Annotated in this window: 17 protein-coding genes; 9 read left to right on the top strand and 8 right to left on the bottom strand. The window is 68.3% G+C overall.

The window, feature by feature from the left end:
- Positions 1-25 precede the first annotated feature (25 nt).
- Together NATPE_RS06705 and NATPE_RS06700 are read left to right on the top strand one after the other, a co-directional pair.
- Positions 26-3,154, top strand: coding sequence for an FAD-binding and (Fe-S)-binding domain-containing protein (locus NATPE_RS06705; protein ID WP_006179507.1), 3,129 nt, complete (start codon positions 26-28; stop codon positions 3,152-3,154).
- A 104-nt stretch (positions 3,155-3,258) separates the two neighbouring features.
- Positions 3,259-5,034 carry a MutS-related protein gene (locus NATPE_RS06700; protein ID WP_006179508.1) on the top strand — a complete coding sequence of 592 codons (1,776 nt, stop codon included), beginning with the start codon at positions 3,259-3,261 and terminating at the stop codon, positions 5,032-5,034.
- An 18-nt stretch (positions 5,035-5,052) separates the two neighbouring features.
- Here NATPE_RS06700 and NATPE_RS06695 read toward each other — a convergent pair whose 3' ends face one another.
- The 3 genes from NATPE_RS06695 to dps form a co-directional block, all read right to left on the bottom strand.
- On the bottom strand, positions 5,053-5,733 hold the full coding sequence (locus NATPE_RS06695) for a DUF6735 family protein (protein ID WP_006179509.1): 681 nt from the start codon (positions 5,731-5,733) through the stop codon (positions 5,053-5,055).
- A gap of 266 nt (positions 5,734-5,999) precedes the next feature.
- Positions 6,000-6,440, bottom strand: a complete 441-nt coding sequence (locus NATPE_RS06690; protein WP_006179510.1) for an SRPBCC domain-containing protein — start codon at positions 6,438-6,440, stop codon at positions 6,000-6,002.
- Between the two features lie 139 nt (positions 6,441-6,579).
- Positions 6,580-7,239 carry a DNA protection during starvation protein gene (dps, locus tag NATPE_RS06685; protein ID WP_006179511.1) on the bottom strand — a complete coding sequence of 220 codons (660 nt, stop codon included), beginning with the start codon at positions 7,237-7,239 and terminating at the stop codon, positions 6,580-6,582.
- Between the two features lie 129 nt (positions 7,240-7,368).
- On the opposite strand from dps, the gene NATPE_RS06680 reads away from it, so the two are divergent.
- Together NATPE_RS06680 and NATPE_RS06675 are read left to right on the top strand one after the other, a co-directional pair.
- Positions 7,369-8,652 (top strand): DUF7405 family protein, encoded by a 1,284-nt coding sequence (locus NATPE_RS06680; RefSeq protein WP_006179512.1) that lies wholly within the window; start codon positions 7,369-7,371, stop codon positions 8,650-8,652.
- Positions 8,653-8,800: 148 nt separating this feature from the next.
- Positions 8,801-10,195 (top strand): cupredoxin domain-containing protein, encoded by a 1,395-nt coding sequence (locus NATPE_RS06675; protein WP_006179513.1) that lies wholly within the window; start codon positions 8,801-8,803, stop codon positions 10,193-10,195.
- A 40-nt stretch (positions 10,196-10,235) separates the two neighbouring features.
- Here the strand turns inward: NATPE_RS06675 and NATPE_RS06670 are convergent, their stop codons facing one another.
- A complete protein-coding gene (locus NATPE_RS06670; RefSeq protein ID WP_006179514.1) occupies positions 10,236-10,670 on the bottom strand; it encodes a thiol-disulfide oxidoreductase DCC family protein in 435 nt (144 codons plus the stop codon).
- An 87-nt stretch (positions 10,671-10,757) separates the two neighbouring features.
- Positions 10,758-11,132: a 2Fe-2S iron-sulfur cluster-binding protein gene (locus tag NATPE_RS06665; protein WP_006179515.1), complete on the bottom strand. Its 375-nt coding sequence runs from the start codon at positions 11,130-11,132 to the stop codon at positions 10,758-10,760.
- Between the two features lie 123 nt (positions 11,133-11,255).
- Between NATPE_RS06665 and NATPE_RS06660 the strand changes: the two genes are divergently transcribed.
- The 3 genes from NATPE_RS06660 to NATPE_RS06650 all read left to right on the top strand — a co-directional run bounded on the left by NATPE_RS06660 (position 11,256) and on the right by NATPE_RS06650 (position 13,722).
- Complete coding sequence (locus NATPE_RS06660; protein ID WP_006179516.1) at positions 11,256-12,269, top strand: alcohol dehydrogenase catalytic domain-containing protein; 1,014 nt, start codon at positions 11,256-11,258, stop codon at positions 12,267-12,269.
- Between the two features lie 287 nt (positions 12,270-12,556).
- Positions 12,557-13,333: an NAD-dependent epimerase/dehydratase family protein gene (locus tag NATPE_RS06655; protein ID WP_006179517.1), complete on the top strand. Its 777-nt coding sequence runs from the start codon at positions 12,557-12,559 to the stop codon at positions 13,331-13,333.
- A 65-nt stretch (positions 13,334-13,398) separates the two neighbouring features.
- Positions 13,399-13,722, top strand: a complete 324-nt coding sequence (locus NATPE_RS06650; protein ID WP_006179518.1) for a DUF7535 family protein — start codon at positions 13,399-13,401, stop codon at positions 13,720-13,722.
- Between the two features lie 33 nt (positions 13,723-13,755).
- On the opposite strand, the gene NATPE_RS06645 is transcribed toward NATPE_RS06650, so the two are convergent.
- Positions 13,756-14,766, bottom strand: a complete 1,011-nt coding sequence (locus NATPE_RS06645) for a glutathione S-transferase family protein (protein WP_049804831.1) — start codon at positions 14,764-14,766, stop codon at positions 13,756-13,758.
- Between the two features lie 88 nt (positions 14,767-14,854).
- Complete coding sequence (locus NATPE_RS06640) at positions 14,855-15,844, bottom strand: calcium/sodium antiporter (RefSeq protein WP_006179520.1); 990 nt, start codon at positions 15,842-15,844, stop codon at positions 14,855-14,857.
- A gap of 111 nt (positions 15,845-15,955) precedes the next feature.
- Between NATPE_RS06640 and NATPE_RS06635 the strand changes: the two genes are divergently transcribed.
- A complete protein-coding gene (locus tag NATPE_RS06635; protein ID WP_006179521.1) occupies positions 15,956-17,047 on the top strand; it encodes a DNA methyltransferase in 1,092 nt (363 codons plus the stop codon).
- A 159-nt stretch (positions 17,048-17,206) separates the two neighbouring features.
- On the opposite strand, the gene NATPE_RS06630 is transcribed toward NATPE_RS06635, so the two are convergent.
- The gene (locus NATPE_RS06630) at positions 17,207-17,869 is read right to left on the bottom strand and encodes a potassium channel family protein (RefSeq protein WP_006179522.1); all 663 of its coding nucleotides are present in this window, start codon (positions 17,867-17,869) and stop codon (positions 17,207-17,209) included.
- Between the two features lie 192 nt (positions 17,870-18,061).
- Between NATPE_RS06630 and NATPE_RS06625 the strand changes: the two genes are divergently transcribed.
- Positions 18,062-19,498, top strand: coding sequence for an NCS2 family permease (locus tag NATPE_RS06625; protein WP_006179523.1), 1,437 nt, complete (start codon positions 18,062-18,064; stop codon positions 19,496-19,498).
- The last annotated feature ends 65 nt before the right edge of the window (positions 19,499-19,563 follow it).

Raw genomic sequence — 19,563 nt, 5'->3', positions numbered from 1 at the left:
GATCAACCAACGTGTTCAGTTGAGGATGACTGCAAGCTCTAATACGACGTTCGACGGCGGGGCCGAAACCGGTGACCGGCGGGCCGAGTACGATTTCGTCTCCGACGACGTCGCGCAACCGGCGCTGGTCGACGAGATCCGCGACCGCGTCGCGGGGGACGTTCGCTTCGACACCTACACGCGACAGTTGTACGCCACCGACGCGAGCGCGTACGAGCTAACGCCGATCGGTGTCGTCTATCCGAAATCGACCGACGACGTCGCCGCGACCGTCGCCTACTGTGCCGAGCGGGGGATTCCCGTCCTTCCACGGGGCGGCGGGACGAGCCTCGCGGGACAGGCCGTCAACGAAGCCGTCGTCCTCGATTTCACCCGCCACATGGACGGCGTGGTCTCGATCGATCCCGAGGACCGCCGGGCGCGCGTCGAGGCAGGGACGGTCCTGGGCGAACTCAACGACGTGCTGGCCCCCCACGGCCTGAAGTTCGCACCCGACCCCGCGGCCGGCGACCGCAGCGCGATCGGCGGCGCGATCGGCAACAACTCGACGGGCGCACACTCGCTTGTCTACGGCAAGACAGACGCCTACGTCGAGGAGTGTGAGGCGGTGCTTGCCGACGGCACGGTCGCCACGCTCGGCGAGGTCGCCGTCGATGACCTTCGTGAGTCCGCCGATCCCGACGGTTCCGTCCTCGAGCGGATTCACGCCGAAGTCGTCCGGATCATCGACGAGGAAGGCGAGGCGGTCCGGGAGCGGTTCCCCGACCTGAAACGCAACGTCTCGGGGTACAACCTCGATGTCCTCGTCGAGGAGGCCGAGACGGGGACTGTCAACCTCGCGCGGCTGCTGGCCGGCAGCGAGGGGACGCTGGCGGTCGTCACCGAGGCCGAGGTCGCACTCGAGCCGGTGCCCGAGACCAAGGCCGTCTCCCTGCTGTTCTACGAGAGCGTCCTCGATGCGGTCACCGACGTCCAGCACGTCCTCGACCACGAGCCCGCGGCGGTCGAACTCATCGACGACGTGTTGCTGGGGCTGGCCCGCGACACGACGGAGTTCGAGGACGCGGCGTCGCTGGTCCCCGACGCGGCGAACGCGGCGTTGCTGGTCGAGTTCTACGCCGAGGACGACGACCACGGCCGCGAGCAGACGGCCGGCTTGCTCGCCGACAGAGTGCCCGGCAGCGACACCGAGGCAACTCCGCCCGAGGACCGGCCGGCGATCGACGAGACGATCGCGTTCGACGGCCTCGAGGCCCACGACGAGGGCGAACGCGAGACCTTCTGGACGCTGCGCAAGGCCGGCCTGCCGATCCTGCTCTCGCGAACCTCCGACGAGAAACACATCAGCTTCATCGAGGACTGTGCGATCCCGCCGGAACACCTGCCCGAGTTCGTCGAACGGTTCCAGTCGCTGCTGACCGAGAAGGGGCGGGACAACGATGCGGCCTTCTACGCCCACGCCGGCCCGGGCGTCCTCCACGTCCGGCCGCTGGTCGATACGAAGGCCGACCGCGACTGCGAGGAGATGGTCGCGATCGCCGACGCGGTCACCGATATGGTCGTCGAGTTCGGCGGCAGCGTCTCCGGCGAACACGGCGACGGCCGCGCGCGCACCCAGTGGAACCACAAGCTCTACGGCGACGACCTCTGGCAGGCCTTCCGCGACCTGAAGACCGCGTTCGACCCCGACTGGCTGCTCAACCCCGGCAACGTCTGTGGCGACCACGACATGACCGACCACCTCCGGTACGACGACGACTACGAGTACGACGCCGGGCTCGAGCCGTCGCTGCACTGGGACAACGAGAACGGGATGCAGGGGATGGTCGAACTCTGTCACGGCTGTGGGGGCTGTCGCGGGAGCCAGGAGACGACCGGCGGCGTGATGTGTCCGACCTACCGGGCCGCCGACGAGGAGATCACGGCCACTCGCGGCCGGGCGAACCTCCTCCGGCAGGCGATGAGCGGCGACCTGCCGGACGACCCGACCGACGACGAGTTCGCCGAGGAGGTACTCGACCTCTGTATCGGCTGTAAGGGCTGCAAACGGGACTGTCCGAGCGGCGTCGACATGGCCAAACTCAAGACGGAGGTCATGCACGAGCGCCACCAGGAGGAGGGCTCGAGCCTCCGCGACAAGCTGTTCGCTAACTTCGATTCGCTCGCGGCCGTCGGCAGCGCGCTCGCGCCGGTGTCGAACCTCGTGCAGTCCCTGCCTGGCTCGGGCACGATCGCCGAGAAGACGGTCGGGATCGCGAGCGAGCGCTCGCTGCCCGAGTTCCAGCGGGAGACGTTACAGGACTGGTTCGAGAAGCGAGGCGGCGCAGCCGCCTCGAAAAAGCGAGCGGCAGCGGCGCGAGCAAAGCGAGGCGGGGCGCGCGTTTCCGAAGCCGATGCCGAGCGCAAAGCGGTCCTGTTCGCCGACACCTACACGAACTACAGCCACCCCGAGGTCGGCAAGGCGGCGGTCCGCGTCCTCGAGGCCGCAGGCGTCCACGTCGACGTGGCCGACCGGACAGACAGCGGTCGACCGGCGCTGTCGAAGGGCTTTATCGATATCGCTCGCGATGCGATCGAGGCGAACGTGGCCGCACTCGAGCCCCGGATCCGCGAGGGGTGGGACGTCGTCGTCGCCGAGCCCTCCGACGCGGTCATGTTCCAGTCCGACGCGCTGGACCTGCGCTCGGGGACGGCCGTCGAGCGGTTCGCCGCCAACTCCTACGGCCTCTGTGAGTACCTCGACACCTTCCGGCTCGACGAGAACGTCGACTGGGCCGCGCCCGACGAGTCGATCGTCTACCACGGCCACTGTCACCAGAAAGCCGAGAAGAAAGACCACCACGCGGTGGGGGTCCTCCGGCGGGCCGGCTACGCGGTCGACCCGCTCGACTCGGGCTGTTGTGGCATGGCCGGGACGTTTGGCTACGAGGCCGAACACTACTCGCTGAGCCAGTCGATCGGCGACATCCTCGTCGGCCAGATAGAGGACAGCGGTGCCGACGTCGTCGCCGCGCCGGGCACCTCCTGTCGGACCCAACTCGGCGACAGCGAGGTCGAGCCGGTCCCGGCCGACAGCTCGCTCGCCGGCGGCTCGCTGGACGGTGAGTCGCCGCCGACGCCGATCGAACTGCTCGCACACGCCGCGTCGCGGTAACGCGGGCTCGGCGCTCCCCGCGCCGACGCGTTCGTCCCGGTTCTACGGCGGGCTCGAGTCCGCGAGGCGCAGTGTTCAAGACGGTCGCCCCGAGTCACCACCGTATGCGACTCGAGGAGTACTGGGGCGTCGGCCCGAAGACGCGCGAGCGGTTGGTCGACGAACTAGGGAACGAAGCGGCGGTTCGGGCGATCGAGAACGGCGACGTTCGGGCGCTCGCCGACGCCGGGCTCGCCCGCGGTCGGGCGACGCGGATCCTCCGGCGGGCGACCGGCGGCGCCGGCATGGACATCCTATCGACCAGCGACGCGCGGTCGGCCTACAAGGAACTGCTGGATCTCGCGGTCGACCACGCCGTCACGCAGCGGGCCGCGGACCGCATCCGGGTACTGACCCCGCTCGCCACCCGCGAGGCGATGGACTCTCGCCTCGACGACGTGATCGCGGCTCGCGACGCGTGGGCCGCCCTCGAGGAGGAAGAGCGTGAGGCGGTCCTGGCGGCCTACGAGCGCTACGACGAGCGCGAGGGCAGCGAGTACGCCGCCGTCGAGGCCGCGCTGGCGCTGCTCGAGGCCGGCGTCGATTCGGGCCCCTTCGCCGCGATCGCCGACCTCGAACGCGACCGGCTCGCCGACGCCGCCGACGCGCTGGCGGCGCTCGACGGGAGTCGGGTCCGCGAGGGGGCCGACGACGAACTCGATCGGCTCCGGGAGACGCTAGGGGCGATCGAGGACATGGACGCGAACGCCCTCGAGCTGATCGAGGAGTTGCGCTCGGAGGGCGTCCGCGACGTGGAGGGCTTTCGCCAGTCCTTCGAGGACCACCTGCTGACCGAGACCGGCGTGACGATCGACCGCGTTCGGGCGGCGATGGCGACCGACGCCACCGACGCGACGGACTTCGTCGGTACCACGTTGCGAACCCTTCGAACCGATCTGACCGAAGCGGTCGACGAGCGCGAACAGGCCGTCGCGAGCGACCTCGAGGACACCCTCGACAACGCCCGCGAGGCCGTCGACCGGGCCGTCGACGCGGTCGACGACATCGCCTTGCACCTGTCGCTGGCCCGCTTCGCGCTCGAGTACGACTGTACGCGTCCCGTCTTCGTAGAGAACGAATCGGCTGCCGTCTCCGTCGTCAACGCGCGCAACCTCACGCTCGCGGCGCGGGACGACGAGTCGGTCCAGCCGGTGACCTACGGGCTCGGTGATCACGGCGTCTCGAGCGTCCCCGAGGGCGTCGGTTCGGTCCCCGGCCAGCAGCGGGTCGCGGTCCTCACCGGGGCCAACAGCGGCGGGAAGACCACGCTGCTCGAGACACTGTGTCAGATCGTCCTGCTGGCGACGATGGGATTGCCCGTCCCGGCCGACCGGGCCGAGGTGACGCCCGTCGACTCGCTGGTCTTTCACCGCCGCCACGCGAGTTTCAACGCCGGCGTCCTCGAGTCGACGCTCAAGTCGATCGTCCCGCCGCTCTCGACGGGCGGGCGCACGCTGATGCTGGTCGACGAGTTCGAGGCGATTACCGAACCGGGCAGCGCGGCGGACCTGCTACACGGGCTGGTCACGCTCTCGGTCGACCGCGAGGCGCTGGGCGTCTTCGTCACCCACCTCGCGGACGATCTGGAGCCGCTACCGACCGAGGCCCGCGTCGACGGCATCTTCGCGGAGGGGCTGAACCCCGACCTCGAGTTGCTCGTCGACTACCAGCCCCGCTTCGATACGGTGGGTCGGTCGACGCCGGAGTTCATCGTCTCGCGGCTGGTCGCCAACGCGGACGACCGCGGCGAGCGGGCCGGCTTCGAGACGCTCGCGGAAGCGGTCGGCAACGATGTCGTCCAGCGGACGCTCGCGGACGCCCGCTGGACGACCGGCGAGTGAATCGGTTCAAACCCGTTCTCAGTCTCCGTCTCCGCTCCCCTCGTCTTCCCGTCCGTTCCCCTTACCGTCCCATCTGTTCCCCTCGTCACGCTCGTTCTCGCCGGTTCTGACCCCGTCAGCGCCGCGATTCCCGTCGGCTTCCTCGGGCCCGTCCGCGCCGCCGAGCCACCGGTCGAGGGGCGGATCGTAGCCACCAGCCGGCTCGTCGGCCGGCGCGTCGCCGTAGGTGTAGCACCGGCCGGCCCACTCCTCGTGGACACGGGCCTCGAGGTAGGTCTGTGCGGCCCGCCGGGAGAGGACGCCCATCTCGATGACGTCGGCCAGCGCGGTCTTGGTCGCGCGAAACCAGACCCTGACCGCGCGGTCGTCGGCCGGCTCCGTCGCGACGATCGCGCCCCGCCCGCCGTCGCGGCCGTCGCCCCACTCGAGCCAGCAGACCCGGTAGGGATCGACCGCGTAGCCGGCGTCGGGATCGACCAGATACAGCGCCTCGTGGACGCGCGGGTCGAGGTGATCGGTCAGGATCCGGTCGCGGCTGATCGAGTCCGCGAGCAACGCGCCGTCGATCGCGCCGTCGGCAAGCGGCGTCCGCGGGGTGATCGCTTCGGCGAGGGCGAGGTCCTCGCCGCCCCAGTGGCTGTATCGCAGTCCGTAGAGCCGGTCCGGCCGCCGGTAGGCGACCAGCGCTCTATGTCCCATGTGCGTGCCTCGCTGGTGGACTCGGGGCGGTTCGCTCACGGCTCGTACGACATCGGGTAGAGCGGGTCACGGCGACCCTCGCCGCTTGTCCGTACTTGAACCCTCGCCGAGCCACCCTCGAGTCACGTGGAGACGCTGTTCGTCCCGGCGTCCACTCGCCGCGGCGCGTTACCGCCGACTTCCGCCGGCTGGACCACCGCACCGACGACGAACTGCCGGTCGGGCCGACACACGGGATCGAATCGCTCGCGTCGCTCTCGGCGGTTCTAGGCGGCGATCCGCCGCTCCGCCCGCGTCGCGATCGCTTCGTTCATCGCGACGAAGGCCCGTTCGAGACGTGCCTCGTCGAACGCCAGACCGGCGAGCGCGCCCCGGACCGTCTCCCGCTGGAGCAGCCGGGTTCGCCGGCCGTTTTCGATCGGCTCGAGGTGGAACTCGTGGTAGCGATCGAACGCGAACGGCACGACGAGCCGGTCGTGCCAGGCGAGCCGTCGCGGCGGCTCGGCGGCGACGACCGTCGGCCCGATGGGCCGAGGGCGGTACGCGAACGCGTCGCTCCGTTCGGAACCGCCCGTCGCGTCGACGGCGACGCCCTCGATCGTTCGCGTGAGCGGGTCCCACTCCGGGTAGGTGTCGAACGCTATGAGCGCATCCCAGACGACATCGGGTGGCGCGTCGATCTCGACGAACGCCTCGATCTGGTTCATGGGAACGAATACCACTCGAAGACGGATGGCACTGCCGGTCATCGCGGGCGCGCCGCGATGGGGATGGGCCGAGGTCCGGGGCCCGCGAGCGCTCGAGGTCGGACTCGGGGTCGACGCCGTGGTCGCCGGCGCGTCCCGGCTACGCGCTGTCGTTGAACCGGCGGTTCGTCGAGAGCGGTGCATCGCCGGGCTCGCCCCGGACGAAGTGGCCCGCCGGATTGATCTCGCCGTCCCGTTCCATCGAGAGGAGTTCGACGAACCAGGCCTCGTGTTCGATCTCCTCTTGCAGGATGCGCGAGGCCATGTCGTAGGTCCGGGGATCTTTCCCGTGGGTCATGTCACAGACCTCCGACCACGTCCGGATCGCACAGCGTTCCGCCTCGAGCAGTACCTCGAGGATGCTCTCGGCGTCGAGTGACTCGGTGTCGAAGCTCCCGTCGCCAGCCATCGGTGTCGGAACCTCGGCGTCGGGACAGGACGCTCGATCGGCGAAGTCCCGAATGTCGTTCGGCAGTGCGCCGCCGAGTTCGTACACCCGCGGCGCGACCAGTTCGAAGTGGGCCCGGTCCTCGAGGCGGGCGTCCTCGGTGATCTCCTTGTAGTCCTCGTGACCGGCGAGATGCATTCGCAGATTGGTGTAGTAGTAATAGGTCGTGAACTCAGCACCGATCGCATCGATCAGTTTCTCGCGCAGTTCCTCGGGCTCGAGTCCGCGTTCGCGAAGCACTGCCATCCCGACGCGCTCACTCGTGTCACCCGCGTCGACGTCGCCTGCCGCGTGTGGTTTCTCGTCCGACATCCACCGGTCCACTCCCATAACTCGGTGCATGAAACTTTGCTTGCAATTGCCGAGAACCGTCTATTGCTCCCTCGGTGGTTCAACGGTCGGACCACAATATCCTTAGTCGTCAGCACCCCAGAGTCGTGTATGGACAGGTCGGACCGCGGACTCCCGCGTCGCGAGTTCGTCAAACGCGCCGTCGCCGTCGGCGGTGCCGCTGGGCTTGCCGCGTGCCTCCAGCGCGAGGAGCCCGAAGACGTCCCACAGGCCGCCCTCGCACCCGAGGAACTCCCGAGCCGCCAGCACGCCTGGAACGAGTTCCTCTCGACGGACGACCACGGCAACGACGTGCCGCCCCGCCACCACCTCCTGTTGGCCCTCGAGTACGTCGGCGACGGCCCCGCAGACGCCGCCGACGAGCGCGACCAGCTCGAGGCCGCGTTCCAAACGCTCGAGCGGGCCTACAAACGGGGCAACGAGGGGCTCGCCTTTACCGTCGGCTACGGGCCCGCGTACTTCGATCGGTTCGAGAGCGATCTCGAGGGGGTCGAACTGCCCGATCCTGAGCCCCTGACCGCGCTGGAAGACCCCGCCCTCGACGAGTACGACGCGCTGGTACATCTGGCCAGCGACTACGGCCACGTCACCTTGAGCGCCGAAGAGGCGCTGAAGGGCGAACTCGAGGACCTGAACGGCCTCGCGGTCGAGGGCACGCTTGAGGGTGTCTTCGAGGGCGCCGAGCGCCGGACGGGGTTCATCGGCCGTGGGCTCCCGGCCGAGAAACAGTCGGGCGTCGCCGGCATCCCCGACGGCGAACCGGTCCCCGAGGACGCGCCGATGTTCATGGGCTTCAAGTCCGGCTTCCGGCGCACGCAGGCCAGCGAGGATCGCGTAACGATCGACGAGGGGCCGTTCGCCGGCGGGACCACGATCCACCTCTCGAAGCTCAACCTGCACCTAAACCAGTGGTACGAGCAAGACAGCCGCGAGCAACGCGTCGCCAAGATGTTCTCGCCGACTCACGCAGAGGAAGGGCTCGTGGAGGGAGCCGGCCACAATCTCGGCGACTCGAGTCGGGTGACCGAGGTCGCCGACGCGGCCGACGAGGCTGCCCGGCGGAAGGGGACCGTCGGCCACGCACAGAAGACCGCTCGCGCCCGCGAAGGCGGCGAACCGATCGTCCTCCGGCGGGACTTCGACTCGACCGACGACGATCGGGCTGGCCTTCACTTCCTCTCGTTGCAGCGCTCGATCGACGACTTCGTGACGACCCGGACGGCCATGACAGGTGGCGACCTCACCGATGGCTCGGTCGGCCAGCGAACGAACAACGGCATCCTCCAGTACATCACCGTCGCGAACCGGGCGAACTACCTCGTGCCGCCTCGAGAGCAGCGGGCCTTGCCCGAGCCCGCGCCGACACGCGACTGAGCGTCCGCGAACGCGGCTAGCCGCGGACGGTCGCCGCTATCTCGCTCGCCGTGATTGTCCGCGCAGCTTCGATTTCAGCAGCGATGGCTATTCGACCGGGATACACCACCGGGTCGGGCTTTATCCGCACCCTCGGTGTCCGATTGCTATGGCGTCATCACGACGACGATTCCTCGAACTGGGGGCAGCGGCATCGATCGGCGGGCTGGCCAGCGCGTCCGGCGTCGGCGCGACCCAATCCGACGGCGACGGCGACGAGGGCGACGACCCCGAAGTGACCGTTACCGCCAGACAGGAGTCGGGCGACGCCGTCTACTGGGTGTTGCCCGGCGAACGGCGACTGAGTCCGTCGGTGTTCGGGACTGCGGAAAACCCCCGACGCGGGACCGACCTCCTCGAGGCGCGGATCGAACAGGCGCGACAGCTTCCCGACCCGCTCGGCGAGGCAGTGCCGGGGCTGCTCGAGGACCTCCCCTTCCTCGTCGCCGCACCCGACGAGGCCCGCGAACCGATCGAAGACGACGACTCGATCGCCCAGCAGCGACTGACCGAGCCGACGCTGTACAGCGACGAGGCCGAGGTGACCGACGGCTCGTTCGAGATCACCTACGAAGATCACCAGCCGTACGACCTCCCCGGCGCGCCGGGCGAGACGACGGACACGGTCGCCCTCGAGGCGCAGTTCACCGATCCGGGGGGCAACGAGTACAGGATCGACCACGATCACGTCATCCAGCCGCCGATCCCCGGCTACGAGACCGGCGGCGGCGTGTTGACCGACGGGTCGCTGCACGGCATCACGGGGACCGGCTCGCCGCTGTTCCCGCAGGTCTACACCTACGGCGCGTCCTGGGGCGTCGGCCACCTCGAGGTCAACGGCGAGCGGGCCACCGAGGAGGGGATGCGCGTCGTCCACTTCATGACGACCGCGACGGTGCGTGACGAACGGTATCGGATGGTCCTCGACGAGGAGATGCCGCTCGCGCCCGCGGAGACGATCGCCGGACAGATCCACCACACTCACGGCGTCGTCTTGCCGATCAGGCCGACACCCGACGGCCCCGTCTATGATCCGGTCCCGACCGCGTTCGAACTCCCGAACGGCGAGACTCAGCCGTTCATTCACGCGATGTGGGAACAAGACGAGATCCTCGAGGGGCCGTTCGCGGACTGGGAGTTCCCCGGCGACGGCGGCGAGGCGCCGGCAGATGGGGACGACGGCACCGATACACAGACCGACATCCGCCTCGTCGGTGAGACGTCCGGCTGGCAGGGAGCCGCACCCGACACCATCGCGGGGACCGAAAACCCGACCCTGTCGCTCGAGGCGGGGACCGAGTACACCCTCGTCTGGGAGAACGGCGACGGTCTCCAGCACAATTTCGCGATCGAAGACGAGTCGGGGGCGGACGTACTCGAGACGGACCTGCTCGGGGAAGAAGGGGCGACTCAGTCGGTTACATTCACCGCCAGCGACGAGATGGCCGAGTACTACTGTCAGGTCCACCCGAGTTCCATGCGGGGGGCGCTTGAGGTGCAGTAGCGGACGGTTGCGAGCGTCGGAGCGACGCTCGCCGTTCGATTCAGGTGTTCGGAACGTGCGTCCGGCCCGCGCTAGCCGCCAGTTCATCGAACAGCGCCGCGGCGTCGCCGGCCATCGGATATGCGTCGTGGTAGGGATCGATCTCCCGGTCGGTTCCCGAGACGACCTGCACGGCGTCCGCGAGTCGTTCGTAGTTATCGCCGACGATGTCTCGAACCAGCACCGGCATCCCCGCCCGCTCGCAGAGTTCGGTTGCGGCCGCACGGCCCGCCCAGACGGTCTCGGCCTCGCAATCCGCGAAAAAGAGCGCGAACGGAGGCTCGCCGAATTGAGCCTCGAGAAAGGCCTGTGCGACCGGCTCCGACCACGCGACGACGCCGACGGACTCGAGCTGCCGCACGGCGGTCGAGGCGGCCGAACAGAACGGACAGTCGCCGTCGTAGAGCAGGACGCCGGTGAACTGCGGCTGGGCCATATCGGCCCCTTCGTCGCAGGGGCCGAAAACGTTCGGCGGGCAGTCGCCGGGTCGGTCGGATCCGGACGGACCGCCGTCGCCCCTCGGTTAGCCGAGTTTCGATCGTCCCGGCGGCCTGTCGTGGTCGGCCCGATGGCGAAGCAATTCGTCATACTGTTCGACCACGATGACGCAGTCGGCGCGGGGCTGGGCCACGCAAGTCAACACGAAGTTCTCGGCTTCGTCCTCGGGATAGTACCGCTTCGCGTCGCTATGGTCGACTTCGCCCTCGAGCAGTCGCGCGCCACAGGTGATACACCACCCCTGCTGGCAGTCCGCGGAGAGCCACAGTCCCGCCCGGCGGGCCGCCGCGAGGATCGCCTCGTCTTCGCGGACCGCGATGGTCCGGGACTCGCCGGCGGCCTCGAGGTCGGCGTCGTCGGGCACGCGGAGTTCGACCTCCCACGTCGTGGACGCTGTCACGGGTACACCTACGGCCGGCAGCGAAAAAGGGCTGGGTCGGCGGTCCCAAGCCCGCCGATCCGCGCTCGACGTGGGGTTCCGCCTTCCCTAGGGTCTTTGTCCTCGGGATCGATCCGAAACTCGATGCGAGCCGCAGCTTTCACCGACCTGAGCGGACCCGAGGGAGTGAGGACGATCGAGCGCGACGAGCCCGAGCCCGGCCCGGGCGAAGCCACCGTCGACGTCGCGGCCTGCGCGATCAATCGCCACGACCTCTGGATCCTCGAGGGGGACTCGGCGATGGTCGATGCCGACGATCTGCCCTTCGTCACGGGGCTGGACGTCGCGGGCGTCGTCAGCGAGGTCGGCGACGGCGTTCGAGGTGTCGAGCCCGGCGACCGAGTCGTTCTCTGTCCGAACGAGACCTGCGGCGAGTGTCGGTTCTGCCGCGAGGGGCCGGAAAACACCTGCGAGCGGTTCTCGCTCTATCACGGCGGGCTGGCCGAGACGGCGTGCGTCGAGGGCGACCGGCTTATCCCACTGCCCGACGGCGTGGACGCGGCGACCGCCGCCGCGATCCCGACGGCCTACATGACCGCCTTCCACATGCTCCGCCGGGCCGAGGTCGGCCCCGGCGACCTCGTGTTCGTCCCCGGCGCGACCGGCGGCGTCGGCGTCGCGGCGGTCCAGCTGTCGGCCGTGTTCGGTGCCGAAACCATCGGCACGTCGACGTCGGCGTCGAAGCTCGAGCGAGTCCGTGAACTCGGTCTCGATCACGGCATCGAATCGGCCGAGATCGACGAGATCCGCGAGGCGGTCGCGGAAATCGGCGAGCCCGACGCGGTGATTAACCACCTCGGCGGCGAGTTCACGCGGCTCGGCCAGTCGGTCATGCGACGCGGCGGGACGATGGCGATCTGTGGCCGCACGGCGGGCGGCGAGTCGACGATCGATATCGCGAGCCTCTTTCTGGGTCACAAACGCATCGTCGGCTCCACGATGGGGACCCAGGACGACCTCCGGCGGCTCGTCGAGCTGACTGCCGACGGAGATCTCGAGCCCGAGATCGACGAGACGTACGCGCTCGAGGACACCGACGCGGCCTTCGCGGCGATGCAAGACCGCGAGAGCGTCGGCAAGATCGTCGTCGAGCCGTAATTCGCGACCCCGACGACCGCCGCGTTTCTGCCGCCCTACTTGTCCACCGCCCGGGCGGGAATGAAAGGGGCTCGCGCTCTGGACGAACCCGGGCGACGCAAGCACCGCAGGGAGTGAGCGAAGCGAACGACCGAGGCGCACAGCGAGTCCTGAGAGTCCAGAGCGCGAGGGGCTTTCAGGATCGTCGCGTCGGTGCATATCAAATAGAACCACCGGTCGCAGGCGCACACAACGAGGCAAGAAGACGCCGGCCCGACCTATTTTGCGCCGGTCACCGTCGCTTCCGTATGACGAACATCGCCATCACCGGCGCGGCGGGCAACGTCGGCCGGGAGGCAATCGCCGCGTTCTCCGACGGCGATCACGACCTCGCGTTGTTTACCCACAGCGAGACCGACGACCTCGAGTCCGAACCGATCGAGATCGCCGATTACGACGCGTTCAGCGACGCGCTCGCGGGTCAGGACGTCCTGATTCACCTCGCGGCCAACCCCTCCCCGCGGGCCGAGTGGGACGAGGTACGCGAACCGAACGTCGACGGCGTCTACAACGCCTTCGAGGCCGCGGCGGAGAACGATCTCGAGCGAGTGGTCTTCGCGAGTTCGAACCACGCGGTCAACATGCGAAACGTCGTCTCGGCGGTCCGCCCGGAGTCGACGGTCGGAAAGCCCGAGATCGTCCGGCCGTCGGATCCGACCGATCCCGACACCTACTACGGCGTCACGAAGGTCTTCGGCGAGGCGATGGGGTCGTACTACGCGACGCGCCACGGGTTCGACGTAGTGAACCTCCGGATCGGCTGGCTGCTCACCCGCGAGGAACTCCGCGCGGAGTGCCGTGACCGCGACGGGGCCGGCGAGCGCTACGCCCGCGCGATGTGGCTCAGCCCCGGCGACTGTCGACGGCTGCTCACTGCGGCTGCGACGGCGACGCTCGAGGGGGCTCCCCTGATCGCCCACGGCATCTCCGACAACTCCGAGCGGTTCCTCTCGCTGTCCGAGACCATGCAGGCGCTGTCGTACCGACCGCAGGACGACGCCGAGGTGGTGCTGACCGGCGACTAGCACAGCCACGGCAACGAACCCGACGAATCGAAAGACCGAACACCGGTACGTTCGTACGAACCCATATGTCAGTCAAGGTGTCCGAGTCGACGGGATACGGACCCAACACCCAGATGTCCCTGTTCGGCTATATCATGGCCGCGGTACTCGTGATCGTCTTGCTTCCACTGATCCCGGTCCTGGTCCCGGTCTGGATCCTCTGGAAAGTGTTCGTCGCCGAGGAGGAGTTCGGCCACAGCTTCGAGGACTGGCGGCGCGACACCGGCCGTACCCCAGATGACCGTGCGGCCGCCGCCGAGGCGGAACTCGCGGCGGCCGAAACGGAAGCCACCGAGGCCGACGATGCCGAGTCCGAGGACGAAACCGAACAGGCGGCTGCGGAGTCCTGACGCCGCGACATCGTTCTTCTGCTTGAGGACGACCTAGTCGTCGGCGCTGGCGGCCGCAACCAGATCCGACGGCGGACCGCCGGGAAGTTCGTCGCGGTCGTGGGGTTTCTCGAAGTCCAGATCGGGTCCGCGGGCGACGATCCGGTGGGGGTTGACGTCCGGGTGGGTCGTGTAGTAGTGTTCTTTGATGTGGTCCATGTTCACCGTCTCGCCGACCCCCGGCGTCTGGTAGAGATCCCGGAGATAGGGCCAGAGGTTGTCGTACTCGCGGATGTACTGGACGTTACACATGAAGTGCGTGTGATAGACGTTGTCGAACCGGACGAGCGTCGTGAACATCGCGATATCGGCCTCGGTCAGCCGGTCGCCCGCGAGGTACCGCTGCTCCTCCAGCACCTCGTCCCAGTGATCGAGCGCCGCGAACAGGTCGTCGACCGCCTCGTCGTAGGGCCCCTGCTTGGTCGCGAAGCCGGCCCGGTAGACGCCGTTGTTGATCGGCTCGTAGATCTCGTCGATGATCCGGTCGACCTCGTCGCGGTAGCCTTCGGGGTAGAGGTCTACGTCCCGCCGAGCGTAGTCGTCGAACTCGGTGTCGAGCATCCGCATGATTTCTTCGGACTCGTTGTTGACGATGGTCCCCTCTTCGGTGTCCCAGAGGACCGGCACCGTCACGCGACAGGTCGCGTCCGGATCCGCTTTCACGTATAGCTCGCGCAGGTAGTCGGCGTCGTGGACGTGATCGCGCGTACACCCCTCCTTCTCGGGGGTGAACTGCCAGCCGTCCTCGCCCCGATAGGGATCGACGACCGACACCGAGATCGCGTCCTCGAGGCCCTTCAGCGCCCGCGTCACGAGCGTCCGGTGGGCCCACGGGCAGGCGGCGGAAACGTAGAGGTGATACCGGCCGGCCGCCGGCTGGAATCGGGCGTCGGGGTCGTCGCGGATTTCGTCGCGGAACGGCGTCGTCTGGCGCTCGAACGAGCCGTCGTCGTCAGTCGACTCGTACGCGTCGGTTCGCCACTCGCCGTCGACGAGCATGTTCATACACACGTTCAGGGCTGCGACCCACATATATACTCGCTAACACTCGTGTCACCCGGTTCCGGTCTCGTCGATCGGCGACGCCGCGGCCTCAGAGAATGGCGCTACCGACCCAGTAGGCCGTTCCGAACGCGACGAGCGCGGCTCCCTCGAGGCGAGTCAGCTGCCGACCCGTCGCGAGGACGACCGTTGCGAACGCGGTCACGGCGGCGAGCCATCCGAGCGCGAGAAAGACCGCCGGATCGACGGCCAGCGGGCGAGCCGCGGCGGCCAGCCCCAGTACACCGAGGACGTTGAAGACGCTCGAGCCGACGACGTTGCCCGCGGCGATTCCGGTATCACCCTGGCGGGCGGCGACGACGGATGTCACCAGCTCCGGCAGCGACGTACCGGCCGCGACGATCGTCGCGCCGACGACCCACTCGGAGATCCCCACCGAGAGAGCCAGCCCGACCGCGGCGTCGACCAGGACGCGCCCACCGACGATCACGATCGCGAGTCCCGCCACGGTACGGCCGGCCTCGAGCCCGAGCCGGACGTCCCGCCCAGTGCCATCGGCCGCGGCGGGTGCCGTCCCGCCGTCGGTCGCCTCGCTCGAGTCCCCCGTCGGTTCGGCCGCCTCGTCCCCGTTCTTGATCGCGATCACGAGCGCCGCCAGATAGCCCGCCAGCAGCGCGAGGAGGACCGCTCCCTCGAGCCGCGAGACGAGGGTGTTCGCCAAGACGGCGACCGCGACGACCGTCGAGGCGGCCATCGCCAGTACGTCCCGGCGAAGCAGCGGCTCGGAAACGCGAAACGGTGCGATGACGGCGACGAGCCCGAGGATCACGCCCAGATTGAACACGTTCGAGCCGACGACGTTGCCGACCGCGACGTCGCCCCGGCCCTCGAGGGCGGCCCCCGTCGAGACGACGATCTCCGGGGCTGACGTGCCGAAGGCGACCACCGTGAGTCCAACGACGAGCGCCGAGATCCCGGCTGCGCCGGCGATCCGCGAGGCACCGGTCACGAGGAAGCGAGCGCCGAACCAGAGAGCGAGAACGCCGACTATCAGCGAAGCGACGTCTCCGACGGGGAGCATCGTATCGGACGCTTTTGGAGGGGGCAAGCAAAAACGGCAGGGACGACCGGGACGCTCGAGCGGGCGGAGCGCGAAAGGAGTATTTAAACGGGTCGCGTGACCACTCGAGGTATGGCAGACGACGGGGGCCGGCACCGCCAGAGCCGGCTGTTCACTGACGACGACGGCGGGTTCGACGCCGAGCGCGCACGCGAGGAGTCACTGCCCGTCGAGGACGGCGAGGTGATCGATACCGACGAGTTGGCCGATCACCAGACCTACCTCGAGGGCCGCGGGATCTACGACGAGCGCAACCGGGTCAACGACCTCACCGGCAAGGAGTGGAAGTACGCCACCAAGTCGGTGATCGCCGAGGGCTATCCGCCGGCCCTCCAGCACGACCTGCGGGGCGAACACGGCGGCCAGAAGCCCCCGCGGCTCTGTGCGGAGTTGATCGGCCGGTTCAGCAAGGCCGGCGACACCGTCCTCGATCCCTTCGCCGGCGTCGGCGGCACCTTACTGGGCGCAAGCGTCTGCGAACACGAGGGGACCGGCCTGCGGGAGGCCATCGGCTTCGAGCGCACGCGCCGATGGGTCGAGATCTACGAGACGGCCCTCGTCCGGGAAAACGAGGAGCGACGCGAGCGCGGCGACCCGCCGCTGGCCGAGCAGGACATGCGCCACGGCGACTGTGCGGACCTGATCGAGGAGGTCCCCGACGACTCGATCGACCTCCTGTTGACCGACGTCCCCTACTGGCACATGGACGAACTCGAGCAGACGCGCAACGAGCGCCGGACCCGTGAGAGCAGTCTGGGTTCGTTCGGCGGTCGGGACGCCGACGGTGTGGACGACGAGAGCGACGACGAGCCGGGCGCCGAGTCCCGCCGAGAGTGGGAGACGGACGGCGAGTGGGAGACGAAAGCCGACTGGCTTGACGATATGGCCACGAAGTTCGACCGCTTTACTGACGCGGTCGCACCGGACGGCCACGTCGTCGTCTTCATCGGCGACATGTACCGCGACCAGTCCTACGAGTTCCTCTCCGCCGAACTCGCGCAGGCGATCGAAGCCGCCGCACCGCTGACGCTGGCGGCGACCCTGATCTGGTACGATCCGACGAAGGACCTCCACGTCTATGGCTACCCGTTCTCGTTCGTCCCGTCGATGGTCCACCAGAACGTCCTCGTCTTCCGACCCGCCGACGATTCGGACGCCAACTGACCGTCGTCAGTCGATCGTCTGACGCAGTTTTATTGGGTTCGAAGCCGTCGGAACGAACAGGCGCGCTGGCGGCCTCCCCACCCCTCCCCCATCCGTCCGTCCGCGCGCCTGCTACCGTTCCTCTCCCCCCCCCTTTCGATCCGATCGCTACCGCGAGGTTCAGGCACCGGCAGGCAACAGCGATGACCGAACGTCGGCCGCGTGGTCGGTCTCGGTGATGACCGCGACCTCGTCGCCGACCGCGAGTTCCGTCCCGGGCAACGGGATGGTCAGCGATTCGCGGGCGCGCCCATGGGCGTAGATCCGCGCGGACTCGGGCAGATCGAGTTCGCTCATTCGCTTGCCGACCGCGGGCGATCCCTCTCGGATCTCGAGAACGGTCAGTTGGAGGTTCGCCGCGAGGTCGGCGACGACGTTGAAGTCGCCGCCCAAAAGCGCCGTCTTCGCACCCGCCGCACCCAGCCGCTCGGGGTAGATGATCTCGTCGACCTCCTCGGCGTACTTCTCGTAGATGTCCTCACGGTAGTCCTCGTCGATCCGCAGGATAGTCCGACAGCCGTGGTGGGTCCCGACCATACAGGCCGCGAAGTTGGCGTTGAGATCGGGCGTGAACGCACCGATCGCATCGGCGGTCCCGATATCGGCGTCGACGAGGACGTCCTCGTCGGCACCGTCGCCGTGGACCGTCTCGAGCCCGTCGTCGCTGGCGCGCTCGATCCGGTCCATGTCGTTGTCGACGACGACGACGTCGTGGCCTTCCTCCGCGAGGATGCGCGCGGTCCGGGAGCCGACTCGGCCGTACCCCACGATGACAAACCTCATGTGAACGGGATACACGCTCCGGGGTGAAATACGTTCGTCCGACATCGCTGCCCAAGGCGGCGCGATGCCGCGGCGCTCGCGGCGGCCGTGGGCCGGCGGGTTCGAGTGACTATGCACGAACGTGGCCACATTCCGCGTCGATCCGGACAAGAACGCTTAACTAACCCCTGTTGTTATGCTCGAGCATCCAATATGGGGGCACTCGACTCGCTCGCAGCGTACTTCCGATTCGGCGACCACGAGACCGACCTCGAGACGGAATCGATCGCGGGGCTGACGACGTTCCTGGCGATGTCGTACATCATCGTCGTCAACCCGGTCATCCTCGGCGAGGCGATCTCGCTCGAGGGCTACAGTTCGGGCGAGGTCACGCAGATGATCACCGTCGCGACGATCCTTTCGTCGGTGGTCGCCATGCTAGTGATGGCGTTCTGGGCGAACCGGCCGTTCGGCCTCGCGCCCGGGATGGGACTGAACGCCTTCTTCGCGTACACGGTCGTCCTCGGGCTCGGCGTCCCGTGGCAGGTCGCGCTCGCGGCCGTCTTCGTCGAGGGGATCGTCTTCATCCTCCTGACCGCGGTCGGCGCGCGCCGCTATATCATCGAGCTGTTCCCCGAACCGGTCAAGTTCGCCGTCGGGGCCGGGATCGGCGTCTACCTGCTCTTTCTCGGCCTGCAGGAGATGCAACTCGTCGTCGACAACCCGGACACGCTCGTTTCGTTGGGGAACGTCGCGACCAGCGCCGTCGCGGCACTGTCGGTCGCCGGGCTCGCGCTGATGCTCGTCTTACACGCTCGCGGTATCAGAGGGTCGATCGTCATCGGGATCATCGCCACGGCCGTCGCCGGCTGGCTACTGACGGCCGTCGACGTCGTCTCGCCGGGGACGCTGACGCCGCCCGGGAGTTACGAACGAATGACGAACGAGGGGCTGCTGAGCCTGATCGCGAACGTCCAGTACGACTTCACGCCGCTGGTCGCCGGCTTCATCGACGGGCTCGGCATGATCTCCGACGATCCGCTCGTCTTCGTGATCGTCGTGTTTACGTTCTTCTTCGTCGATTTCTTCGACACGGCCGGGACGCTCATCGGCGTCTCCCAGATCGGCGGCTTCCTCGACGAGAACGGCGATCTCCCCGAAATCGAGCGGCCGCTGATGGCCGACGCGATCGGGACCACGGTCGGTGCGATGATCGGGACCTCGACGGTGACGACCTACATCGAGTCCTCGACCGGTGTCGAAGAGGGTGGCCGGACCGGCTTCACCGCGCTCGTGGTTGGGGGCCTGTTTTTCCTGTCGCTGCTGCTCGTGCCGCTGATCAGCGCGATCCCACAGTACGCCTCCTATCTGGCGCTGGTCGTCGTCGGGATCATCATGCTGCAAGGCGTCACCGACATCGACTGGCAACATCCCGCGTGGGCGATCTCGGGCGGACTGACGATCACGGTCATGCCCATGACCGCGTCGATCTCGAACGGGCTCGCTGCCGGGATCATGAGCTACCCGCTCGTCAAAGGCGCGATGGGCGAGGCCGACGACGTCTCGACCGGGCAGTGGGTACTCGCGATCGCCTTCGTCGCCTACTTCGCCGTCTACTTCGCCGTCGACGCCGAGATGCTCTCGTTCTGACGGTCCCGTCCCCGTTTGCCATCCGTGTTTCGCCCGCGAGCCGCCGTTTCGCCGCTCCGAGGTTC

This window comes from Natrinema pellirubrum DSM 15624 (assembly GCF_000230735.2).
Classification (GTDB): domain Archaea; phylum Halobacteriota; class Halobacteria; order Halobacteriales; family Natrialbaceae; genus Natrinema; species Natrinema pellirubrum.
This window is presented reverse-complemented; position numbering and strand designations above follow the sequence as displayed.

What these genes read in the sequence shown, in the direction of transcription:
- NATPE_RS06695 (WP_006179509.1), bottom strand. Translation starts at nt 5,733, where the DNA reads ATGGGACATAGAGCGCTGGTCGCCTACCGGCGGCCGGACCGGCTCTAC.
- NATPE_RS06635 (WP_006179521.1), top strand. Translation starts at nt 15,956, where the DNA reads ATGGCAGACGACGGGGGCCGGCACCGCCAGAGCCGGCTGTTCACTGAC.
- NATPE_RS06670 (WP_006179514.1), bottom strand. Translation starts at nt 10,670, where the DNA reads ATGGCCCAGCCGCAGTTCACCGGCGTCCTGCTCTACGACGGCGACTGT.
- NATPE_RS06650 (WP_006179518.1), top strand. Translation starts at nt 13,399, where the DNA reads ATGTCAGTCAAGGTGTCCGAGTCGACGGGATACGGACCCAACACCCAG.
- dps (WP_006179511.1), bottom strand. Translation starts at nt 7,239, where the DNA reads ATGTCGGACGAGAAACCACACGCGGCAGGCGACGTCGACGCGGGTGAC.
- NATPE_RS06705 (WP_006179507.1), top strand. Translation starts at nt 26, where the DNA reads ATGACTGCAAGCTCTAATACGACGTTCGACGGCGGGGCCGAAACCGGT.
- NATPE_RS06645 (WP_049804831.1), bottom strand. Translation starts at nt 14,766, where the DNA reads ATGAACATGCTCGTCGACGGCGAGTGGCGAACCGACGCGTACGAGTCG.
- NATPE_RS06655 (WP_006179517.1), top strand. Translation starts at nt 12,557, where the DNA reads ATGACGAACATCGCCATCACCGGCGCGGCGGGCAACGTCGGCCGGGAG.
- NATPE_RS06640 (WP_006179520.1), bottom strand. Translation starts at nt 15,844, where the DNA reads ATGCTCCCCGTCGGAGACGTCGCTTCGCTGATAGTCGGCGTTCTCGCT.
- NATPE_RS06630 (WP_006179522.1), bottom strand. Translation starts at nt 17,869, where the DNA reads ATGAGGTTTGTCATCGTGGGGTACGGCCGAGTCGGCTCCCGGACCGCG.
- NATPE_RS06700 (WP_006179508.1), top strand. Translation starts at nt 3,259, where the DNA reads ATGCGACTCGAGGAGTACTGGGGCGTCGGCCCGAAGACGCGCGAGCGG.
- NATPE_RS06680 (WP_006179512.1), top strand. Translation starts at nt 7,369, where the DNA reads ATGGACAGGTCGGACCGCGGACTCCCGCGTCGCGAGTTCGTCAAACGC.
- NATPE_RS06675 (WP_006179513.1), top strand. Translation starts at nt 8,801, where the DNA reads ATGGCGTCATCACGACGACGATTCCTCGAACTGGGGGCAGCGGCATCG.
- NATPE_RS06690 (WP_006179510.1), bottom strand. Translation starts at nt 6,440, where the DNA reads ATGAACCAGATCGAGGCGTTCGTCGAGATCGACGCGCCACCCGATGTC.
- NATPE_RS06660 (WP_006179516.1), top strand. Translation starts at nt 11,256, where the DNA reads ATGCGAGCCGCAGCTTTCACCGACCTGAGCGGACCCGAGGGAGTGAGG.
- NATPE_RS06625 (WP_006179523.1), top strand. Translation starts at nt 18,062, where the DNA reads ATGGGGGCACTCGACTCGCTCGCAGCGTACTTCCGATTCGGCGACCAC.